Origin of the sequence: Nocardia australiensis, from assembly GCF_020733705.1 — a bacterium.
Lineage (GTDB): Bacteria > Actinomycetota > Actinomycetes > Mycobacteriales > Mycobacteriaceae > Nocardia > Nocardia australiensis.
This window is the reverse complement of sequence record NZ_JAJFZM010000002.1, coordinates 855,907-870,620: the sequence shown is the minus strand read 5'-3', so window position 1 is coordinate 870,620 and position 14,714 is coordinate 855,907. Positions and strand designations below refer to the sequence as shown.

Here is a 14,714-nt window from a genome sequence, read left to right as displayed (position 1 = left end):
GACTGTGCAGCAAACATCTTCGAACGATGCTCGTGATGACCGGCTCGATGACTTCAACCACCGGTCGATCACCCTCGACGGCGTCACCCGCACCGTATACACCTGCGGCGCAGGGCCGGCGGTGATCGTGATGGCGGAAATGCCCGGGATCAGTCCCGATGTGGTTCGATTCGCCCGTTGGGTTCGTGACGCTGGGCTCACGGTCTATCTTCCGTCGCTCTTCGGCCGTGATGGCGCCTACCCGCAATCCGAGGAAGGCGTCTCGGTGTTCAAACGTGCCTGTGTGAGCGCCGAGTTCCGAGCATTCGGTGCCGGCGTCTCCAGCCCGATCGCCGATTGGCTGCGCGCGCTCGCCGCGCTCGCCCATCGAGAATGCGGCGGTCCGGGCGTGGGTGCCTTGGGGATGTGCTTCACCGGAAATTTCGCGCTCACCATGATGCTCGAACCCGCAGTGCTGGCGCCGGTGCTTTGTCAGCCGTCGCTGCCGCTCGACGATCCGGCCGGCCTCGAGATCTCACAGGAGGAACTGGACGCGGTGCGGAAGCGTCTCGACCGGGAGGACCTGACCGTCCGTGCGTACAGGTTCGAGGGCGACCGATTTTGTACCGCAGCGCGTTTCGCCTCCTACAGTGCGTCCTTGGGGCCACGCTTCGTTCCCAGCGTGCTCCCGTCAGCCGCCGCCAACCCTGAGCCGCCGCCGTTCTTCGAGCAGATTGTCGCCTCGCCGCACAGTGTGGTCACCGCGCACCTCATCGACTCCGACGGGGAGCCCACCACTCGGGCTCGCGACGAAATCATCGCCTTCCTCGTCGACAGCTTGACCGGCCGGGAAGACCGGACATGAACGTTGTCATCGTCCAGACGCGCATAACGCGGGCTTGCGCAGCCAGTAGCTGTCGAGCGCCGACCAGGCGCTGCTCGGGTGTCTTGCGGGCGGGGTCGCGCCGCAACGCGGCAGCGATCTCCGCGACCGACAACATCGCCAGGAAGCCGATGAAGGTCAGTGTTGCACTCCAGGATGGGATGAATGCTGCGCACCTCCGGGTCGCGGAGCCGGGCCCGGGGTCCACCACGGGTGATGTGCCTACAGGCGCACACCGAGCAGCGCGTCGACCGCCGCCGCGACCGAGCTCGGGGCCGACCTGTCCGCGCCACCGTAGTCGAGTGCCTGCCGCACCCAATTATCTATCGCGGCAAGAGCTTTCGGGGTGTCGAGGTCGTCGGCGAGGTGCTGGCGCAGCCGTGCGATGGTGTCCTCGGCCGCGGGAGCGGATTCCAGTTCGGTGGCGCGACGCCACAACCGCAGCCGTCCGATCGCGTCGTCGAGGACGGTGTCGGTCCACATACGGTCGCTGCGGTAGTGCCCGGCCAGCAAACCGAGCCGGATCGCGGCCGGGTCGGTGCCTGCGCGGCGCAACTGTGAGACCAGCACCAGATTGCCCTTGGACTTGGACATTTTCGCACCATCGAGGCCGATGAGCCCGGCGTGGACGTAGTGGCGGGCGAAGCGGCGGCCCGCGATCAACGCCTCGGCGTGCGCGGCGGAGTACTCGTGATGCGGGTAGATCAGGTCGCTGCCGCCGCCCTGTATGTCGAATTCGGGGCCGACACGGTTCAGTGCGATCGCCGAACACTCGATATGCCAGCCGGGACGGCCGGCGCCGAACGGGGCGGGCCACGACGGCTCGCCGGGGCGGGCCGCCCGCCACAACAGGGCGTCGATCGAATCGCGCTTGCCGGGACGGTCCGGGTCGCCGCCTCGTTCGGCGAACAGCCGCTCCATGGTGGCGCGGTCGTAGCCGGACTCATAGCCGAAGGTTTCGGTGGCGTCGGCGCGGAAGTAGATATCGGGGAACTCGGCGTCCTCGACGGTGTAGGCGGCACCTGAGGCCAGTAGCTTCTGCACGAACTCGACGACCTCGTCGACGGACTCGATGGCGCCCACATATTCGCGCGGCGGCACGATCCGCAGCGCCGACATGTCCTCGCGGAACAACTCGATTTCGCGGGTGCCCAGATCGCGCCAATCCAGGCCGTCGCGTTCGGCGCGCTCGAACAGCGGGTCGTCGACGTCGGTCACGTTCTGCACGTAGTGCACATCGTGGCCCGCGTCGCGCCACAGCCGATTGACCAGATCGAAGGTCAGGTAGGTGGCGGCGTGTCCGAGATGGGTGGCGTCATAGGGGGTGATCCCGCAGACGTACATGGTGGCCGTCGGGCCGGGCGTGACCGGCCGGACCTGTCGGTCGGCGGTGTCGAACAACCGCAACGGTGGCCCTGCTCCGGGGATAGTGGGAAGGGCGATATCGGACCAGGACTGCATGATTCGAGGGTAAAGGTGCGCCCGATATGATCGGTCTTCGCCCCGTGCGATTGGACACCACACACAACTCCGAGCCCGACAACGACCTGCGAAAACCCGGTGCTCAACGGAGGTCGATGCTGAGCGTTTCGCTGGTTCGATACCAGGACGGCCCGGTTTGCGACGAGGGCGAACCCGACATTTCCGCCCCTCGTGTCCACCGTCGAGGGCTCTCGGCGGCACTGGTCGGCGACAGTTGCCGGTGCTCGGCGATAGCGTGACACGATGACTGTCCTCGGCGCCGTCGCGCTCCCGCTGATCCCTCCGGAGGATCTCGCCGCGGTAAGTGATGCGGCCGAAGACAGCGGCCTCGACGAACTATGGCTGTGGGAGGACTGTTTCTGGGGTGGTGGCATCGCGACCGCCGCGACCGTGCTGGCACGCACACAGCGTGTGCGAGTCGGTATCGGTGTGATGCCTGTGCCGCTGCGCTCGGTCGCACTCACCGCCATGGAAGTGGCCACCCTGGCGCGAATACATCCCGGACGTTTCCAGCCGGGCTTCGGGCATGGTGTGCGGGGCTGGATGGCGCAGATCGGTGGCGACGTCGCCTCACCGATGACGCTGCTGCGCGAACACCTCGGCGCGCTACGCGGATTGCTCAGCGGAGACACCGTCACCACTACGGGCCGCTACGTGCGCCTGGACACGGTGGCATTGGATACGCTGCCCGCCACACCCACACCGATCCTCGCCGCCGCCACCGGGCCGCGCACACTGCGGCTGTCAGGTGAACTCGCCGACGGCACCATACTGACCTCGCGCACCGCACCCGACGGCGTACGCGCCGCAGTGGAACTCATCGACGAAGGACGCGCGAAGGCCGGTCGCACCGAACCACATCGGGTCATCGTGTACTTGTCCACGGCGACCGGACCCGATGGCGCGCGACGCGTGGCGGCCAAAGCGGCGGAGCACGGTTTCCAGCAGGGTGCCGGCGTAGCGGGTTCACCGGAGGCGATCGCGGAGGCCATCCACAACTACGTTCAGGCGGGCGCGGACACCGTCGTGCTCGAACCGACCGACGACGACCCCGACCCGGTCGGCTTCATCGCTTTCGCCGGGCAACAGGTACGCCCGCTGCTGTACTGATCAGAAGGCGGGCCAGGGAATCGGGCGGGCCGTGCGTGGTGTCGGCATCACCGGATTGTCGAGCAGATCCTGGGTGCGCCGCGCGAGCGCTTCGATCTCGGTGTCGGTGAGGTGTGCGGCCAGCGTGTCGGCGAGCCGGTCGGGCAGCGCCTTCGCGAACACGGTGACATCCTCGATCAGATCCGGCTCGATTGCGCGGCCCGCCCAACCCCACAACACCGTGCGCAGTTTGTGCTCGCTATGCAGGCAGATGCCGTGGTCTACGCCGTACACCTGGCCGTCGACGCCCTCGATAGCGTGCCCGCCTTTGCGGTCGGCATTGTTGAGCAGCACATCCAGTACTGCCATGCGCTGCAGGCGCGGATCGTCGGCGTGCACCAGCGACACCTCGTTGCCCGCCGGATCCTGCGCGCGCAACACCTCGCAGAAACCATCCGGAACCGCATCCGGCGGGACCAGATCCACCAAATCGAGCCGATTGCCCGCCTCGGTGTGATTGTCGACCGCGTCCACCCAGCGCTGCACCATGCCGGGACCATAGGGGCCGTCGCGCAAGATCGTTTCCGGGATGACACCCCACCCGAGCGCTTCCGAAATCAGATACGACGCCACTTCACGACCGGCGAGGGTGCCGTCAGGGAAGTCCCATAACGGCAGCTCGCCGCGCACCGGCTTGTACACCACACGCAACGGCGAACCGTCCGGGCCCGTGATACCCGCCGCGTCACAGACCAGGGTGACATTGCTCGCGACACTCACCCGTCCGATCACCGTCAACTCGGCGTGATGCCATGGGGCCACTGCCACCGGCTACTCCTCGAGCTCGGCGGTGCCGAAGATATCCCCGCGCTTGTAGCCGTTGGTGCGCACACACATATGCCCGCGCGACGAGAGCGGCTCACCACACAGCGGGCATGGCGGGCGTCCGGCGGCGATCACTCGCGTCGATCGCAGCGCGAACTCGCGCGCCTGGATCGGTGTAAGAAACACCCGCACCGCGTCCGGGCCCTCCTCGGTGTCGTCGAGGACCACCGATTCGTCGACCTCGGTTTCGGTGATCGCCAGCAACTCCACCACCACGGCATTCGCGTCGGCGTCCCAGCCCAAACCCATGGTGCCGACCCGGAACTCCGTATCGATCGGGGTCACCAGCGGGTCGACGTCACTCACATCGTCGGCCTGCGGAGGGACCTCGGCGCCGAACCGGCGCGCGACCTCGTCCAGCAGCAATCCCATGCGGTCGGCGAGCACCTTCACCTGCTGCTTCTCGAGCAGCACACTCACGACTCTCGGTTCCTGCACGGCCTGCAGATAGAATGAACGATCGCCCGGCTCACCGACTGTCCCGGCGACGAAACGATCGGGGGTGCGGAATACATGGATTGCTCGTGACACATGCACCTCCTGATACGTGACCCTGATCGACTACCCACGGCGCCCGGACATCCACCACGCCGACTACTCGTTTACAAGGAATCTCTGCGCTCCGCATTCCCATTATCCGCGTTCGCGCTACCACCGACCTCCCCGCCGGGTACCGGTCCGGAGGTGTCTACCGGTTCGGCGTCCGCCGAGTCGCCGGAGTCGGCGGACGCGTCGGTGCGGGAATCTGCTTCGGCGCGAGGCGGATCGGGTGGTGTGAGCGCGGACAGATCAGTGCCGGTGTCGTTGAGCCGCCACACATACGGTGCGGTCGGTGTGTAGCGGACAACGCTGATCGACGCCGGTTCCACGACGATGCGCTGGAAGCCGTCGAGGTGGATGCCCAACGCGTCAGCGAGTACGGATTTGATGACGTCACCGTGTGTGCACGCCACCCACAGCGCGTCGCGGCCGTGCTGTTGGGTGAATACCCGGTCGTGTTCACGGATCGCGGAGACCGCTCGCGCCTGCACCTGCGCTAGCCCCTCCCCGCCGGGGAACACCGCGCCTGACGCGTGCCGCTGCACCACCTTCCACAGCGGTTCGGTCAACAGGTCGGCGAGAGCTTTGCCGGTCCAGTCGCCGTAATCGACCTCGATGAGCCGGTCGTCGTACTCCGGTTCCAGCCCGAGTTTGCGTGCCAGCGGTGCCACCGTTCGCTGGCAGCGCAACAGTGGCGAACCCACGATGTGCTCGATCCGGAGTTCGGCGAGTCGCTCGGCGACGGCCTCGGCTTGTTCGGTGCCACGGTCGGTCAGCTCGACACCGGCGCTGCGACCGGCGAGGGTGTGGGCGGTGTTCGAGGTGGACACACCGTGCCGTAGCAGGATCACCGTCATGGGGCCAGCCTAACGATCATGTCGCCGACACCACCCCGCCCGCCAGCAGACCCATCACGGTCAGGCCGAGCACGATGCGATAGCCGACGAACCAGTTCAATGAATGCTTCGCCACGAACTTCAGCAGCCACGCGACCGACGCATAGCCGACTACGAAGGCCACGATGGTCGCGACCAGCAGCTGCGGGCCGCTGGCGTTGAGACCCTCGCCCGCGGGTTCGAATGCATCGGGCAGGCTGAACAGGCCCGAAGCGGTCACCGCCGGAATCGCGAGCAGAAATGAGAACCGCACCGCCGCTTCCCGCTCCAAACCGAGGAAAAGGCCCGCCGTCGCGGTCGCGCCGGAGCGTGACACGCCCGGGATCAGGGCAAGGCATTGGGCGAAACCCATGACCAGTCCGTCACGGGTGGTCAGCTGTTCGATCGGGCGTATTTTGCGCCCGTAGTATTCGCCTGCGGCGATGACCAGCGCGAACACGATCAACATGAACGAAATCAGCCACAGATTGCGGGCGCCGGTGCGGATCTGATCCTTGAACACGAGGCCGAGCACGCCGATCGGGATGGTCGCGATGATCACATACCAGCCGATGCGGTAGTCCAGTTCGCGTTGCGCGTCGTCTTCGAGCACGCTGGTTGCGGCCGCGGCATGGCGGCCGGTCACGACGGGAAGTTTCATCGTGACCTGGTCCTCGATCGGGACACCCTGCCTGGAGCGTTCGCGCACGCGCAACAGCAGCGTGGTGCACCAGGCGCGCACGATCCGCCAGATGTCCTTGGCGAAGTACACCAGGACGGCCGCTTCGGTGCCCAGCTGGGTGACCGCGGTGAACGACGCGCCCGCGTCGTCGCCGAAGAAGATTCCCGACACGATGCGCAGATGCGCCGAGGAGGAGACCGGCAGGAATTCTGTGAGACCCTGCACCAGACCGAGTACCAGCGCCTGTAGCCAGGTCATGGACTCGCCGACCACGTACCCTCCTCATAGTTCTCATCCGAAATATCCATTCGGACTGAGTAATTGGTTCGCGGCCGGTCACCTCGAGATGGTCACCGCCGCAATCACGCAGCGACAGTACAGTGTCGCGGCAACGCGCGCTCGAGGCGGCTGCTTCGCCTCCGCGCGGGCTGTCGGCGGACTTTGTCGCGTCACGCCCTTTACGCTTGGCGCCGTGACGAAAGCGCGGACTCGGTGATGGAACAGCGGACGGTCGGCCACAGCGGGCTACGGGTGTCCCGAATAGGTTTGGCGACTCATACCTGGGGTTCGCACACCGATACCGACGAGGCCGCTGTGCAGTTGGTGGCGTTCGCGGAGGCGGGCGGCACCCTGGTGGACACCTCCCCCACCTACGGTGGCGGTGCGGCGCAACGGATTCTGGCCGAGCTGCTCGGCGATCTGGTTTCCCGCGATGATCTCGTGCTCAGTGGTTGTGCTGGTGTCGTCCCGGGGACGGTGGCCACGTCGGTGGATCCGTCGGTGCCCGCGCGGGAGCCCGCTCCCCCTACGATCGATGCCTCGCGGCGCACGCTGCTGCGTCAGCTCGATCGGACGTTGCTCGAACTCGGCACCGATTACCTCGATATCTGGAATGTCGCGGCCTGGGATCCGCGGACCCCGCTCGATGAGGTGGCCGCCACCCTCGATTACGTGGTGCGGTCGGGACGGGTGCGTTATGCGGGTGTGCGCGGTTTCGCGTCCTGGCAGCTGGCCAGCCTCGCCGCCATCGCGCCGATCAGTGTCGCCCAAGCGCCGTACTCGCTGTTGGCGCGTGACAGCGAGAGCGCCCTGCTGCCCGCCGCCGATCATCACGGTGTCGGGCTGATCGCCTCGGCGCCGCTGGCCGGGGGCATCCTCACCGGCAAATACCGTAACGGTGTTCCCGCCGATTCGCGAGGCGCCGACGAGGCCACCGCCGCGGAGATCCGCCAGCGCCTCGATGAACGCGCGACCCGGGTGGTCGAGGCGCTGGTCACCGCCGCCGACGGGCTGGCCACTTCGCCGCTGGCCGTGGCACTGGCCTGGATCCGGGATCGGCCCGGCGTCGCCAGCATGATCGTCGGTGCCCGCGATATCGGCCAGTTGACCGGTGTCATCGCCGCCGAGACCCTCGAGCTGCCACGGGCGATCGCCGCCGCTCTCGACGACGTCAGTGCACGCACACAGTGACGCAAGTTAGCCTTGCCTGCATGAGGTGTGCGACGTCCAGGACCGCGGTTGATCCGGCGCGTAGGGTCGACCGTGCGCGAACCGGTGGGCGGCGCGCCGTACTGGCGGTCCTGGCGCTGCTGCTGCTTGTCGGTGCTACCGCGTGTGGTACCAGCGGCGATGCGGTGAGCTCCGGTCGGCAAGGACAGTCCACCGCGAAGCTGACGGATGTGGATCCGGTGCCGATCGGCCCGGAACCCGTACCGGCGCTGCCGGTGACGGTGCGTTCGTTCGATGGATCCGAAGTCACCGTCACCGACACGAGTCGCATCATCGCCGCTGACCGCTACGGCACCCTCACCCAGACGGTGTGGGCGTTGGGTATGGGATCGAAACTCGTCGGCCGCAGCACCGCCGGCGCCTTCCCCGCCGTGCAGAACCTGCCCAACGTGACCGGTGGTAGCGGTTCGCTGAACGTGGAATCCATTCTGGCGCTGCGCCCTTCGGTGTTCCTCACCGATAGCACCAGCGCCGCACCCGCAGTGCGTGAACAGCTGCGCGCGGCGGGTGTCACGGTCATCTACTTCGATCCGCAACGCACCATGGACGGCGTCATCCCGCAGATCGAGGCAGTCGCGGGCGCGCTCGGCATCGCCGATCGCGGGCAGCAACTCGCGCAACGCACCCGTGACGAGATCGCCACCGCCACCGCCGCGGTCCCCAAACAGGACACCCCGCTCACCATCGCTTTCCTGTATCTGCGTAGCAGCGCCATCACAATGCTGGCGGGACCGGGTTCGGGTGCGGACGCGTTGATCGCCGCGCTCGGCGCACACGATGCGGGCGCCGTGGCCGGACTGAAAGAACCATTCGTCGCGATCACCAGTGAAGCCATGATCGGCGCCGCCCCCGACGTCCTGCTGGTCATGTCCGATGGACTGAAATCCGTCGGCGGCGTCGAGGGTTTGGAGAAGGTGCCCGGCATCGCGCAAACCCCGGCGGGCCGCAATAAACGGATAGTCGATATGTCGGATGCGGTGCTGTTGAGTTTCGGCCCCAATACCGGCCGCGTCATCTCTGCCCTCAGTGAGGCCGTGTACGGCACCGAACCGGCATGATCGCGGATACCGAACGCGTCATCGGGGCAACGAGTTTCGAGACCGCCAGCGATCGTCGGTGGACGCGTGCGTGCGGGCCGGCTATGAGCACAACGTCATCGGTGACGGTGCAATCGTGCACGGGTGGGGTGCGGCCATGAACGAATCGCCCCCCGGCAGCGCTGCCTCCCCACGTATCGAAGCACCCGGGAGTGCGACAGCGGACGAGGCGATGCCGCACGAACCACGGCCGGTCGCACCCGTGAGTCGGGGGCGTTCGCGTACCACGATCGTCTTCATTGTCGCGATCGCGGCACTGATTGTGCTGGCGTTGGCTTCCGCGGCAATCGGGCAGGTGCCGACCACACCCGCCGAGGTGGCGGGCAGCGTGCTGCATCGGATCGGGTTGGATTGGGGGCCGATGCCCGCGCATCCCGCCGGTGAGGTGACGTTGTGGCAGGTGCGTTTCCCGCGTGTGGTGCTGGCCATGCTGGTCGGGGCCGCGCTGGCGACAGCGGGTGCATTGTTGCAGGGAGTGTTCGCCAACCCACTGGCCGAGCCCGGTGTGATCGGGGTGTCGGCGGGTGCGGCGGTCGGAGCGGGCACGGTCATCGTGGTGGGAGGCGCGTTCGTGGCCGCCTGGTCGGTCGCGGCGGCGGCGTTCGTCGCCGGTTTGGCCACCACGCTGCTGGTGTATCTGCTGTCGCGCTCGAATGGTCGTACCGAGGTTGTCACGCTGGTGCTCACCGGTGTCGCGATCAACGCGTTCGCGGGTGGGCTGATCGCGTTACTGTTGTTCGTTGCCTCACCGGCCGCCCGCGATCAGATCGTGTTCTGGCAGTTGGGCAGTCTGAACGGCGCCACCTGGGAAGCGGTGCGCGTCGTCGCCCCACTCACCGCGTGCGGTGTCCTCGCCGCAGTCCTGATCGGGCCTCGACTGGACCTGCTCGCACTCGGTGAATCCGCCGCACGCCATCTCGGTGTCGACGTGGAACGACTGCGCCGCAACGTGATCGTGGTCGTCGCGATCCTCGCCACCGCCGGTGTCGCGTTCACCGGTATCGTCCTGTTCGTCGGCCTGATCGTCCCGCATGTGGTGCGCATGCTCGTTGGGCCCGGCCACCGGGTGCTCGTCCCGTTGAGCGCCATCATCGGCGCCGTCGTGTTGCTGGCCGCCGACGTCGGTGCCCGCTCCCTGGTCGACAACGCCGATCTCCCCCTCGGCATGCTCACCTCCCTGATCGGCGGCCCATTCTTCTTCTGGCTGCTGCGCCGCACCCGAGCCCGTGCCGGAGGTTGGGCATGATGCGCGGCCGTTTGCCGGCTGCACGGTCGGGTATGAGTGGCGTTCGACATGGGATCGGTGGACTGTTTGCACGCGGGCACGATCTGCCGGAGCCGACCCCGCGTGGAACCGTCACCCTGTGCGCTGCGGGGGTCAGTGTCGACAGGCGTGTGGGTGGCGCGCAGCCGCGCCGGGTGCTCGAGGCAGTGGACTTCGAAGTCGCCGCAGGGGAGGTAGTGGCGTTGGTTGGGCCCAATGGTGCCGGGAAGTCCACGTTGCTGGCCGCGCTGGCCGGTGAACTCGCCCCCTCCGAGGGGACGGTCGAACTCGATGGCCGATCGGTCGGTGACTGGTCGCCGCTGGATATGGCTCGCCGTCGGGCGGTGCTGCCACAGAGTCACATCGTCGGGTTCCCGTTCACCGCCCGTGAGGTCGTCGCCATGGGACGTGCGCCATGGGTGCGTACCGAACTGCGTGAGCTCGACGACACGAAAATCGACGCCGCCATGAGCGCCGCTGATGTCGAACACCTTGCCGCCCGGGCGTTTCCGACCCTCTCGGGCGGTGAACGCGCCCGTGTTGCACTCGCACGTGTGCTCGCCCAGGACACCGCTACGCTGCTGCTGGACGAACCCACCGCCGCCCTCGACCTGGGCCATCAAGAGGCGGTCTTACACCTGGCCACCGCTCGCGCCGAAGCCGGCGCCGCCGTCGTGGTCGTCCTGCACGACCTCGGCATCGCCGCCGCATACGCCGACCGCGTCGCGGTCCTGGAATCCGGCCGTGTCGCCGCCGACGGCCCCCCTCGCGCGGTACTCACCACCGAACTCCTCAGCCGCGTCTACCAACATCCCGTCGAGGTCCTCGACCATCCCGTCACCGGCGCCCAACTCGTGCTACCGGTCCGGCGCTAGGGTCCGGACTCGGCCGAAGCCGGGGTCGTGCGGCTGATTCTCGCGACAGTCACGGCACATCGACGATCAGGCCGCCCTGCCAACCGGCCCGCACCACAGCGGTGATCGTCCACAACGCGAAGAAGCCCACCCCGGCCATCCATCCCGCTACCTCGTACCAGGCCAGTGCGCCGCCGCCGAACCACAGCAGCTCCAAGGCGACACGCCACCCGCCGACAAGCCGGAACCGTGCATCCTTCGCGGCACCGAACAGCGCCCACATGATGAGGAACAGTGCGGGCGTGCCCACCCCGGCGACGATCCGGGTGATCGGACCCGACGGCAGCGTGAAACCCCACACGCATACTCCGACAAGCACTCCCAGTTCCAGCAGGAACATCAGGGCCAGGTTCGCGCCCTTGATCGCGCCCACGGTCGTCCTCCTTCAGCTCGGCGCCGGTTGTCTCAGCGCCAGATCAGTTTGAGTACGGCGGGCGTCAGCAACATGCGGATCACCGTCGCGTCGATCACCAGTGCCGCGATCATGCCGTAGGCGATGTATTTCATCAGCACCAGATCGGAGAACCCGAACGCGCCGGTCACGACAATGAGGATCGCTGCGGCGGAGGTGATGACGCCGCCGGTGTGGGCGATGCCGTAGCGGATCGCCTCGGGTGGGTCGGCGCCGCCCGCACGGGCTTCGGCCATCCGCGACAGCAGAAACACCTCGTAGTCGGTGGACAGCCCGAAGATCACTGTCACGATCAGTGCCAGCACTGCGAACATCAGCGGTCCCGGTGTGAAATGGAAGGTTCCGGCGCCGTGCCCCTCCACGAAGACCCAGGTCAGGATGCCCAGGGTGGAGCCGAGGCTCAGGGCACTCATGACGACGGCCTTGAGCGCTAGCACCATCGATCGGAACGCCACATACATGAGCGCGAGAGCCGCGACCACCAGGGTCGCCGCCAGCATCGGCAGCCCGTTGAGCAGTCCGTTGATGCTGTCGCGTTCGAGCGCGGGAACCCCGGCAACCATGATGTCCACGCCCGGTGGTTCCGGGATGGCTCGCAGGGCGGCGATCACCGTGTCCGCGTCGCGTTTATCGGACAGTCCCGCGTTGAGCACATTCATATCGTTCTTGGTGGGCGCGCCGGGTTCGAATCGTCCGGTGAGACCGGGCACTTGATTGGCTTCGTAGCGAATGTCGCTGAGCTGCTGTGGATCAGCGCCGATCACCACGAGTTTGAGTGGTTCGGTGCGGAAACTCGGGAACAGTTCGTCGAAGTGTTCCTGGGCGCTGCGCGCCGAATTGTCCTCGGCCAGATAGCGTTCGCTCAACGCGCCGAATTCGATATTGCGGAATGGGATGCTCAGCGCCAGCAGTATCAGCACGATCGGTACTGCCACCAGCCACGGCCGCCGCATCGCCCGTTGCGCCAGCCGCGAGAAGAATCCGGCATCGATTTGTGCCTCGGTTTTGGTGCGCGAGAACCGATGCCAGCCCCACAGGTCGATTCGTGTGCCCACAATGCTCAGCACCGCCGGTAGCGCGGTCACCGACAGCAACGCGGCCAACAGCACCGCGCTGATGCCGCCGTAGGGTACCGAGCGCAGTACGCCGTTGGGGAATATGAACAACGCGCCGAGGCTGACGGCGATGATCGCCGCGGAGAACAGCACGGTGCGTCCCGCGGTCGCGACCGTGCGTGCGGTCGCCTCCTCGACGGTGCGGCCCGACGCGAGTTCTTCGCGAAATCTGGTCACGGTGAACAGTCCGTAGTCGATTGCCAGTCCCAGGCTCACCAAAGTGACTACGGCGCTGGCGAATACGTTCACTTCGATGTGGTCGGTGAGCGCGCGCACGGTGCCCTGGGTGCCCAGCACGGTCATGCCGCCGATGAGTACCGGCAGTAGTGCGCCGATGACCCCGCCGAACACGAAATACAGCAGGATCGCCACGACCGGCAACGCGATGATCTCGGCGCGCTTGATGTCGTGCTGCATGCCCTGGTTGATGCCTTCGACGATCGGTTGCAGCCCGGCCAGCTGCACCGTGGTCCAGCCTGGTCCGCCGCCCGCTGATCCGGCACCGAGTTCATCTTTGATCGCCGCGTAGTTCTCGACGGTGGCGGTGCCCTCCCCGCGCAGACCGATGCTGGCGAAGGCGTGAGTGTGGGAGGCGTCGGTGGCTTGCGCGGCGAAGGGGCTGTCCCAGTAGCTGTCGATCTTCTGGACGCGGTCGGGGTGGGTGGTGAGCAGTTGCTCGAGTTCGCTGGTCACCGCGGCGCGCACGGCCGGGTCGTCGACGGTGGTGCCTTCGGGTGCGGTGTAGAGGGCGATGATGTCGCTGTCGGTGTCGCGGCCGAAGGTGTCGTCGGCGATTTTGGACGCGGCGACCGATTCGCTGCTCTCGTCGAACCAGCCCTCTTGGGTCAGCCGGTCTGCCAGGTCGCGCCCGTACCAGCCCGAGGCGATAACCGCGAGCGTGAAGACGGCGATGACGAGGTATCGGTGGCGGTAGACGATATGGCCCCACCGCGCCAGACCGGTGTCGAGCATTAGCCGCAGGCAGGGGTGTGGTAGTCGGCGGAGCGCAGGATGCCGCACAGGTCGGTGCGCGAGATCTTCCATTTCCCGTCGAGGAGCACGAAATGCACCACCGTGGTGCGGATCGCGGAACCGGTGCCGTCCTTGTCCAGGCGCATGGTCGCGGTCAGCGTGCTGTCGCGGTTGTCGAACACCGGATCGGTGACGCCGTAGACAGCGTGCGGATTGTCCCGCAGCGCCGTGTACATGTCCGGGATGGCGTCTTTGAAGATTTCACCGTCCTCGATGAGGGCGGTGCGTTCGCTGTCGGGCAGTGCCGGGTCGAGGGCGCGTTTGATTTGGGCGTCGAGTTCGGCGGCGGTCGGCAACGGTGGGTGTGCGGCGCTGGAGGAGGCGGCGACCGAGGAGGACAGCGACGCATTGGCCGACGAACGTGCGGCGTCGATGGCCGCCTCGTCCGGTCCCGTGCTGCACGCCGCGGCCGAAGCCACTGTGAGGGAGGCTGCTGCGGTCAGCGCGGTACGGGCGAATCGTGTGGTTGGCATCACCATCTACATACCATCGATGGCGGAACTGATTCGGCCCAGCAGGGCCCGGACGGTCGTCACGTCACGCTCGGCGTTCGCTTCGACCGCCACCGCGTCCGGAATCATGTCCCGGACCAGTGCGATGACGCTGCGTTCGTCGTCGAGGTCGATATCGGTGACGCGGGCCTGTGCGACGGCGGTGACGTCGTCGGGTCCGGGCACGTCGGTGTCCAGGTCGCAGCGGTAGATCTCCAGCTCAACGGTCGACCGGACCGTGCGGAACGCGTATGGTCGGCCGTCGGCGGTCGTGCCGAACCCGTGCGCGAACGGACCAACGGTTATGTCGTCGATGGCAAATCCCGATGGATGGTCGGCTTTCAACCGGATCTCCCTGAGGTGGACGCTGATTGGAGTTAACCGTAACCCTGATCACCCACATTCAGTTGGAGCCGCCACCCCGGTCCGCCGCCACAGTGCGTCATCATGGTCAGATGGTCATGT

At 66.9% G+C, this 14,714-nt stretch carries 15 protein-coding genes; 6 read left to right on the top strand and 9 right to left on the bottom strand.

Features of this window, described 5'->3' with window-relative positions:
* Positions 1–4: 4 nt before the first annotated feature.
* The gene (locus tag LKE06_RS18890) at positions 5–844 is read left to right on the top strand and encodes a dienelactone hydrolase family protein (protein WP_228000552.1); all 840 of its coding nucleotides are present in this window, start codon (positions 5–7) and stop codon (positions 842–844) included.
* A gap of 240 nt (positions 845–1,084) precedes the next feature.
* Here the strand turns inward: LKE06_RS18890 and mshC are convergent, their stop codons facing one another.
* Complete coding sequence (gene mshC / locus LKE06_RS18885; protein ID WP_228000551.1) at positions 1,085–2,323, bottom strand: cysteine--1-D-myo-inosityl 2-amino-2-deoxy-alpha-D-glucopyranoside ligase; 1,239 nt, start codon at positions 2,321–2,323, stop codon at positions 1,085–1,087.
* A gap of 264 nt (positions 2,324–2,587) precedes the next feature.
* Here mshC and LKE06_RS18880 point away from each other — a divergent pair, with 264 nt between their 5' ends.
* Positions 2,588–3,454 (top strand): LLM class flavin-dependent oxidoreductase, encoded by an 867-nt coding sequence (locus LKE06_RS18880; RefSeq protein ID WP_228000550.1) that lies wholly within the window; start codon positions 2,588–2,590, stop codon positions 3,452–3,454.
* On the opposite strand, the gene LKE06_RS18875 is transcribed toward LKE06_RS18880, so the two are convergent.
* From LKE06_RS18875 to LKE06_RS18860, 4 genes are all read right to left on the bottom strand, one after another.
* Entirely contained in the window at positions 3,455–4,261 is an 807-nt protein-coding gene (locus LKE06_RS18875) for an SCO1664 family protein (protein ID WP_228000549.1), read from the bottom strand.
* Between the two features lie 3 nt (positions 4,262–4,264).
* Positions 4,265–4,849, bottom strand: coding sequence for a DUF3090 domain-containing protein (locus LKE06_RS18870; protein ID WP_228000548.1), 585 nt, complete (start codon positions 4,847–4,849; stop codon positions 4,265–4,267).
* Positions 4,850–4,920: 71 nt separating this feature from the next.
* Entirely contained in the window at positions 4,921–5,715 is a 795-nt protein-coding gene (locus LKE06_RS18865; protein WP_228000547.1) for a histidine phosphatase family protein, read from the bottom strand.
* Positions 5,716–5,731: 16 nt separating this feature from the next.
* A complete protein-coding gene (locus LKE06_RS18860; protein ID WP_228000678.1) occupies positions 5,732–6,673 on the bottom strand; it encodes an undecaprenyl-diphosphate phosphatase in 942 nt (313 codons plus the stop codon).
* A 237-nt stretch (positions 6,674–6,910) separates the two neighbouring features.
* Here LKE06_RS18860 and LKE06_RS18855 point away from each other — a divergent pair, with 237 nt between their 5' ends.
* The 4 genes from LKE06_RS18855 to LKE06_RS18840 all read left to right on the top strand — a co-directional run bounded on the left by LKE06_RS18855 (position 6,911) and on the right by LKE06_RS18840 (position 11,160).
* Positions 6,911–7,885, top strand: a complete 975-nt coding sequence (locus tag LKE06_RS18855) for an aldo/keto reductase (protein WP_228000546.1) — start codon at positions 6,911–6,913, stop codon at positions 7,883–7,885.
* Positions 7,886–7,905: 20 nt separating this feature from the next.
* On the top strand, positions 7,906–8,982 hold the full coding sequence (locus LKE06_RS18850; RefSeq protein WP_228000545.1) for a heme/hemin ABC transporter substrate-binding protein: 1,077 nt from the start codon (positions 7,906–7,908) through the stop codon (positions 8,980–8,982).
* A 211-nt stretch (positions 8,983–9,193) separates the two neighbouring features.
* Complete coding sequence (locus LKE06_RS18845; protein WP_228000677.1) at positions 9,194–10,267, top strand: FecCD family ABC transporter permease; 1,074 nt, start codon at positions 9,194–9,196, stop codon at positions 10,265–10,267.
* A gap of 32 nt (positions 10,268–10,299) precedes the next feature.
* Positions 10,300–11,160 carry a heme ABC transporter ATP-binding protein gene (locus LKE06_RS18840; RefSeq protein ID WP_228000544.1) on the top strand — a complete coding sequence of 287 codons (861 nt, stop codon included), beginning with the start codon at positions 10,300–10,302 and terminating at the stop codon, positions 11,158–11,160.
* 49 nt (positions 11,161–11,209) lie between these two features.
* Here the strand turns inward: LKE06_RS18840 and LKE06_RS18835 are convergent, their stop codons facing one another.
* Genes LKE06_RS18835 through LKE06_RS18820 form a run of 4 tightly spaced genes read right to left on the bottom strand, consistent with a single transcriptional unit; the run spans position 11,210 to position 14,594 of the window.
* A complete protein-coding gene (locus LKE06_RS18835) occupies positions 11,210–11,572 on the bottom strand; it encodes a YrdB family protein (protein WP_228000543.1) in 363 nt (120 codons plus the stop codon).
* A 32-nt stretch (positions 11,573–11,604) separates the two neighbouring features.
* On the bottom strand, positions 11,605–13,698 hold the full coding sequence (locus LKE06_RS18830) for an MMPL family transporter (RefSeq protein ID WP_228000542.1): 2,094 nt from the start codon (positions 13,696–13,698) through the stop codon (positions 11,605–11,607).
* On the bottom strand, positions 13,698–14,237 hold the full coding sequence (locus LKE06_RS18825) for a WKL family lipoprotein (protein WP_228000541.1): 540 nt from the start codon (positions 14,235–14,237) through the stop codon (positions 13,698–13,700). Before LKE06_RS18825 ends, LKE06_RS18830 begins: the two co-directional genes overlap by 1 nt.
* Positions 14,238–14,594: a hypothetical protein gene (locus tag LKE06_RS18820; RefSeq protein ID WP_228000540.1), complete on the bottom strand. Its 357-nt coding sequence runs from the start codon at positions 14,592–14,594 to the stop codon at positions 14,238–14,240.
* Between the last annotated feature and the right edge of the window lie 120 nt (positions 14,595–14,714).

Excerpts from the sequence above, each read along its gene's own strand:
- mshC (WP_228000551.1), bottom strand. The coding sequence starts at position 2,323 with ATGCAGTCCTGGTCCGATATCGCCCTTCCCACTATCCCCGGAGCAGGG.
- LKE06_RS18880 (WP_228000550.1), top strand. The coding sequence starts at position 2,588 with ATGACTGTCCTCGGCGCCGTCGCGCTCCCGCTGATCCCTCCGGAGGAT.
- LKE06_RS18865 (WP_228000547.1), bottom strand. The coding sequence starts at position 5,715 with ATGACGGTGATCCTGCTACGGCACGGTGTGTCCACCTCGAACACCGCC.
- LKE06_RS18860 (WP_228000678.1), bottom strand. The coding sequence starts at position 6,673 with ATGACCTGGCTACAGGCGCTGGTACTCGGTCTGGTGCAGGGTCTCACA.
- LKE06_RS18855 (WP_228000546.1), top strand. The coding sequence starts at position 6,911 with ATGGAACAGCGGACGGTCGGCCACAGCGGGCTACGGGTGTCCCGAATA.
- LKE06_RS18850 (WP_228000545.1), top strand. The coding sequence starts at position 7,906 with ATGAGGTGTGCGACGTCCAGGACCGCGGTTGATCCGGCGCGTAGGGTC.
- LKE06_RS18845 (WP_228000677.1), top strand. The coding sequence starts at position 9,194 with ATGCCGCACGAACCACGGCCGGTCGCACCCGTGAGTCGGGGGCGTTCG.
- LKE06_RS18840 (WP_228000544.1), top strand. The coding sequence starts at position 10,300 with ATGAGTGGCGTTCGACATGGGATCGGTGGACTGTTTGCACGCGGGCAC.
- LKE06_RS18830 (WP_228000542.1), bottom strand. The coding sequence starts at position 13,698 with ATGCTCGACACCGGTCTGGCGCGGTGGGGCCATATCGTCTACCGCCAC.
- LKE06_RS18825 (WP_228000541.1), bottom strand. The coding sequence starts at position 14,237 with ATGGTGATGCCAACCACACGATTCGCCCGTACCGCGCTGACCGCAGCA.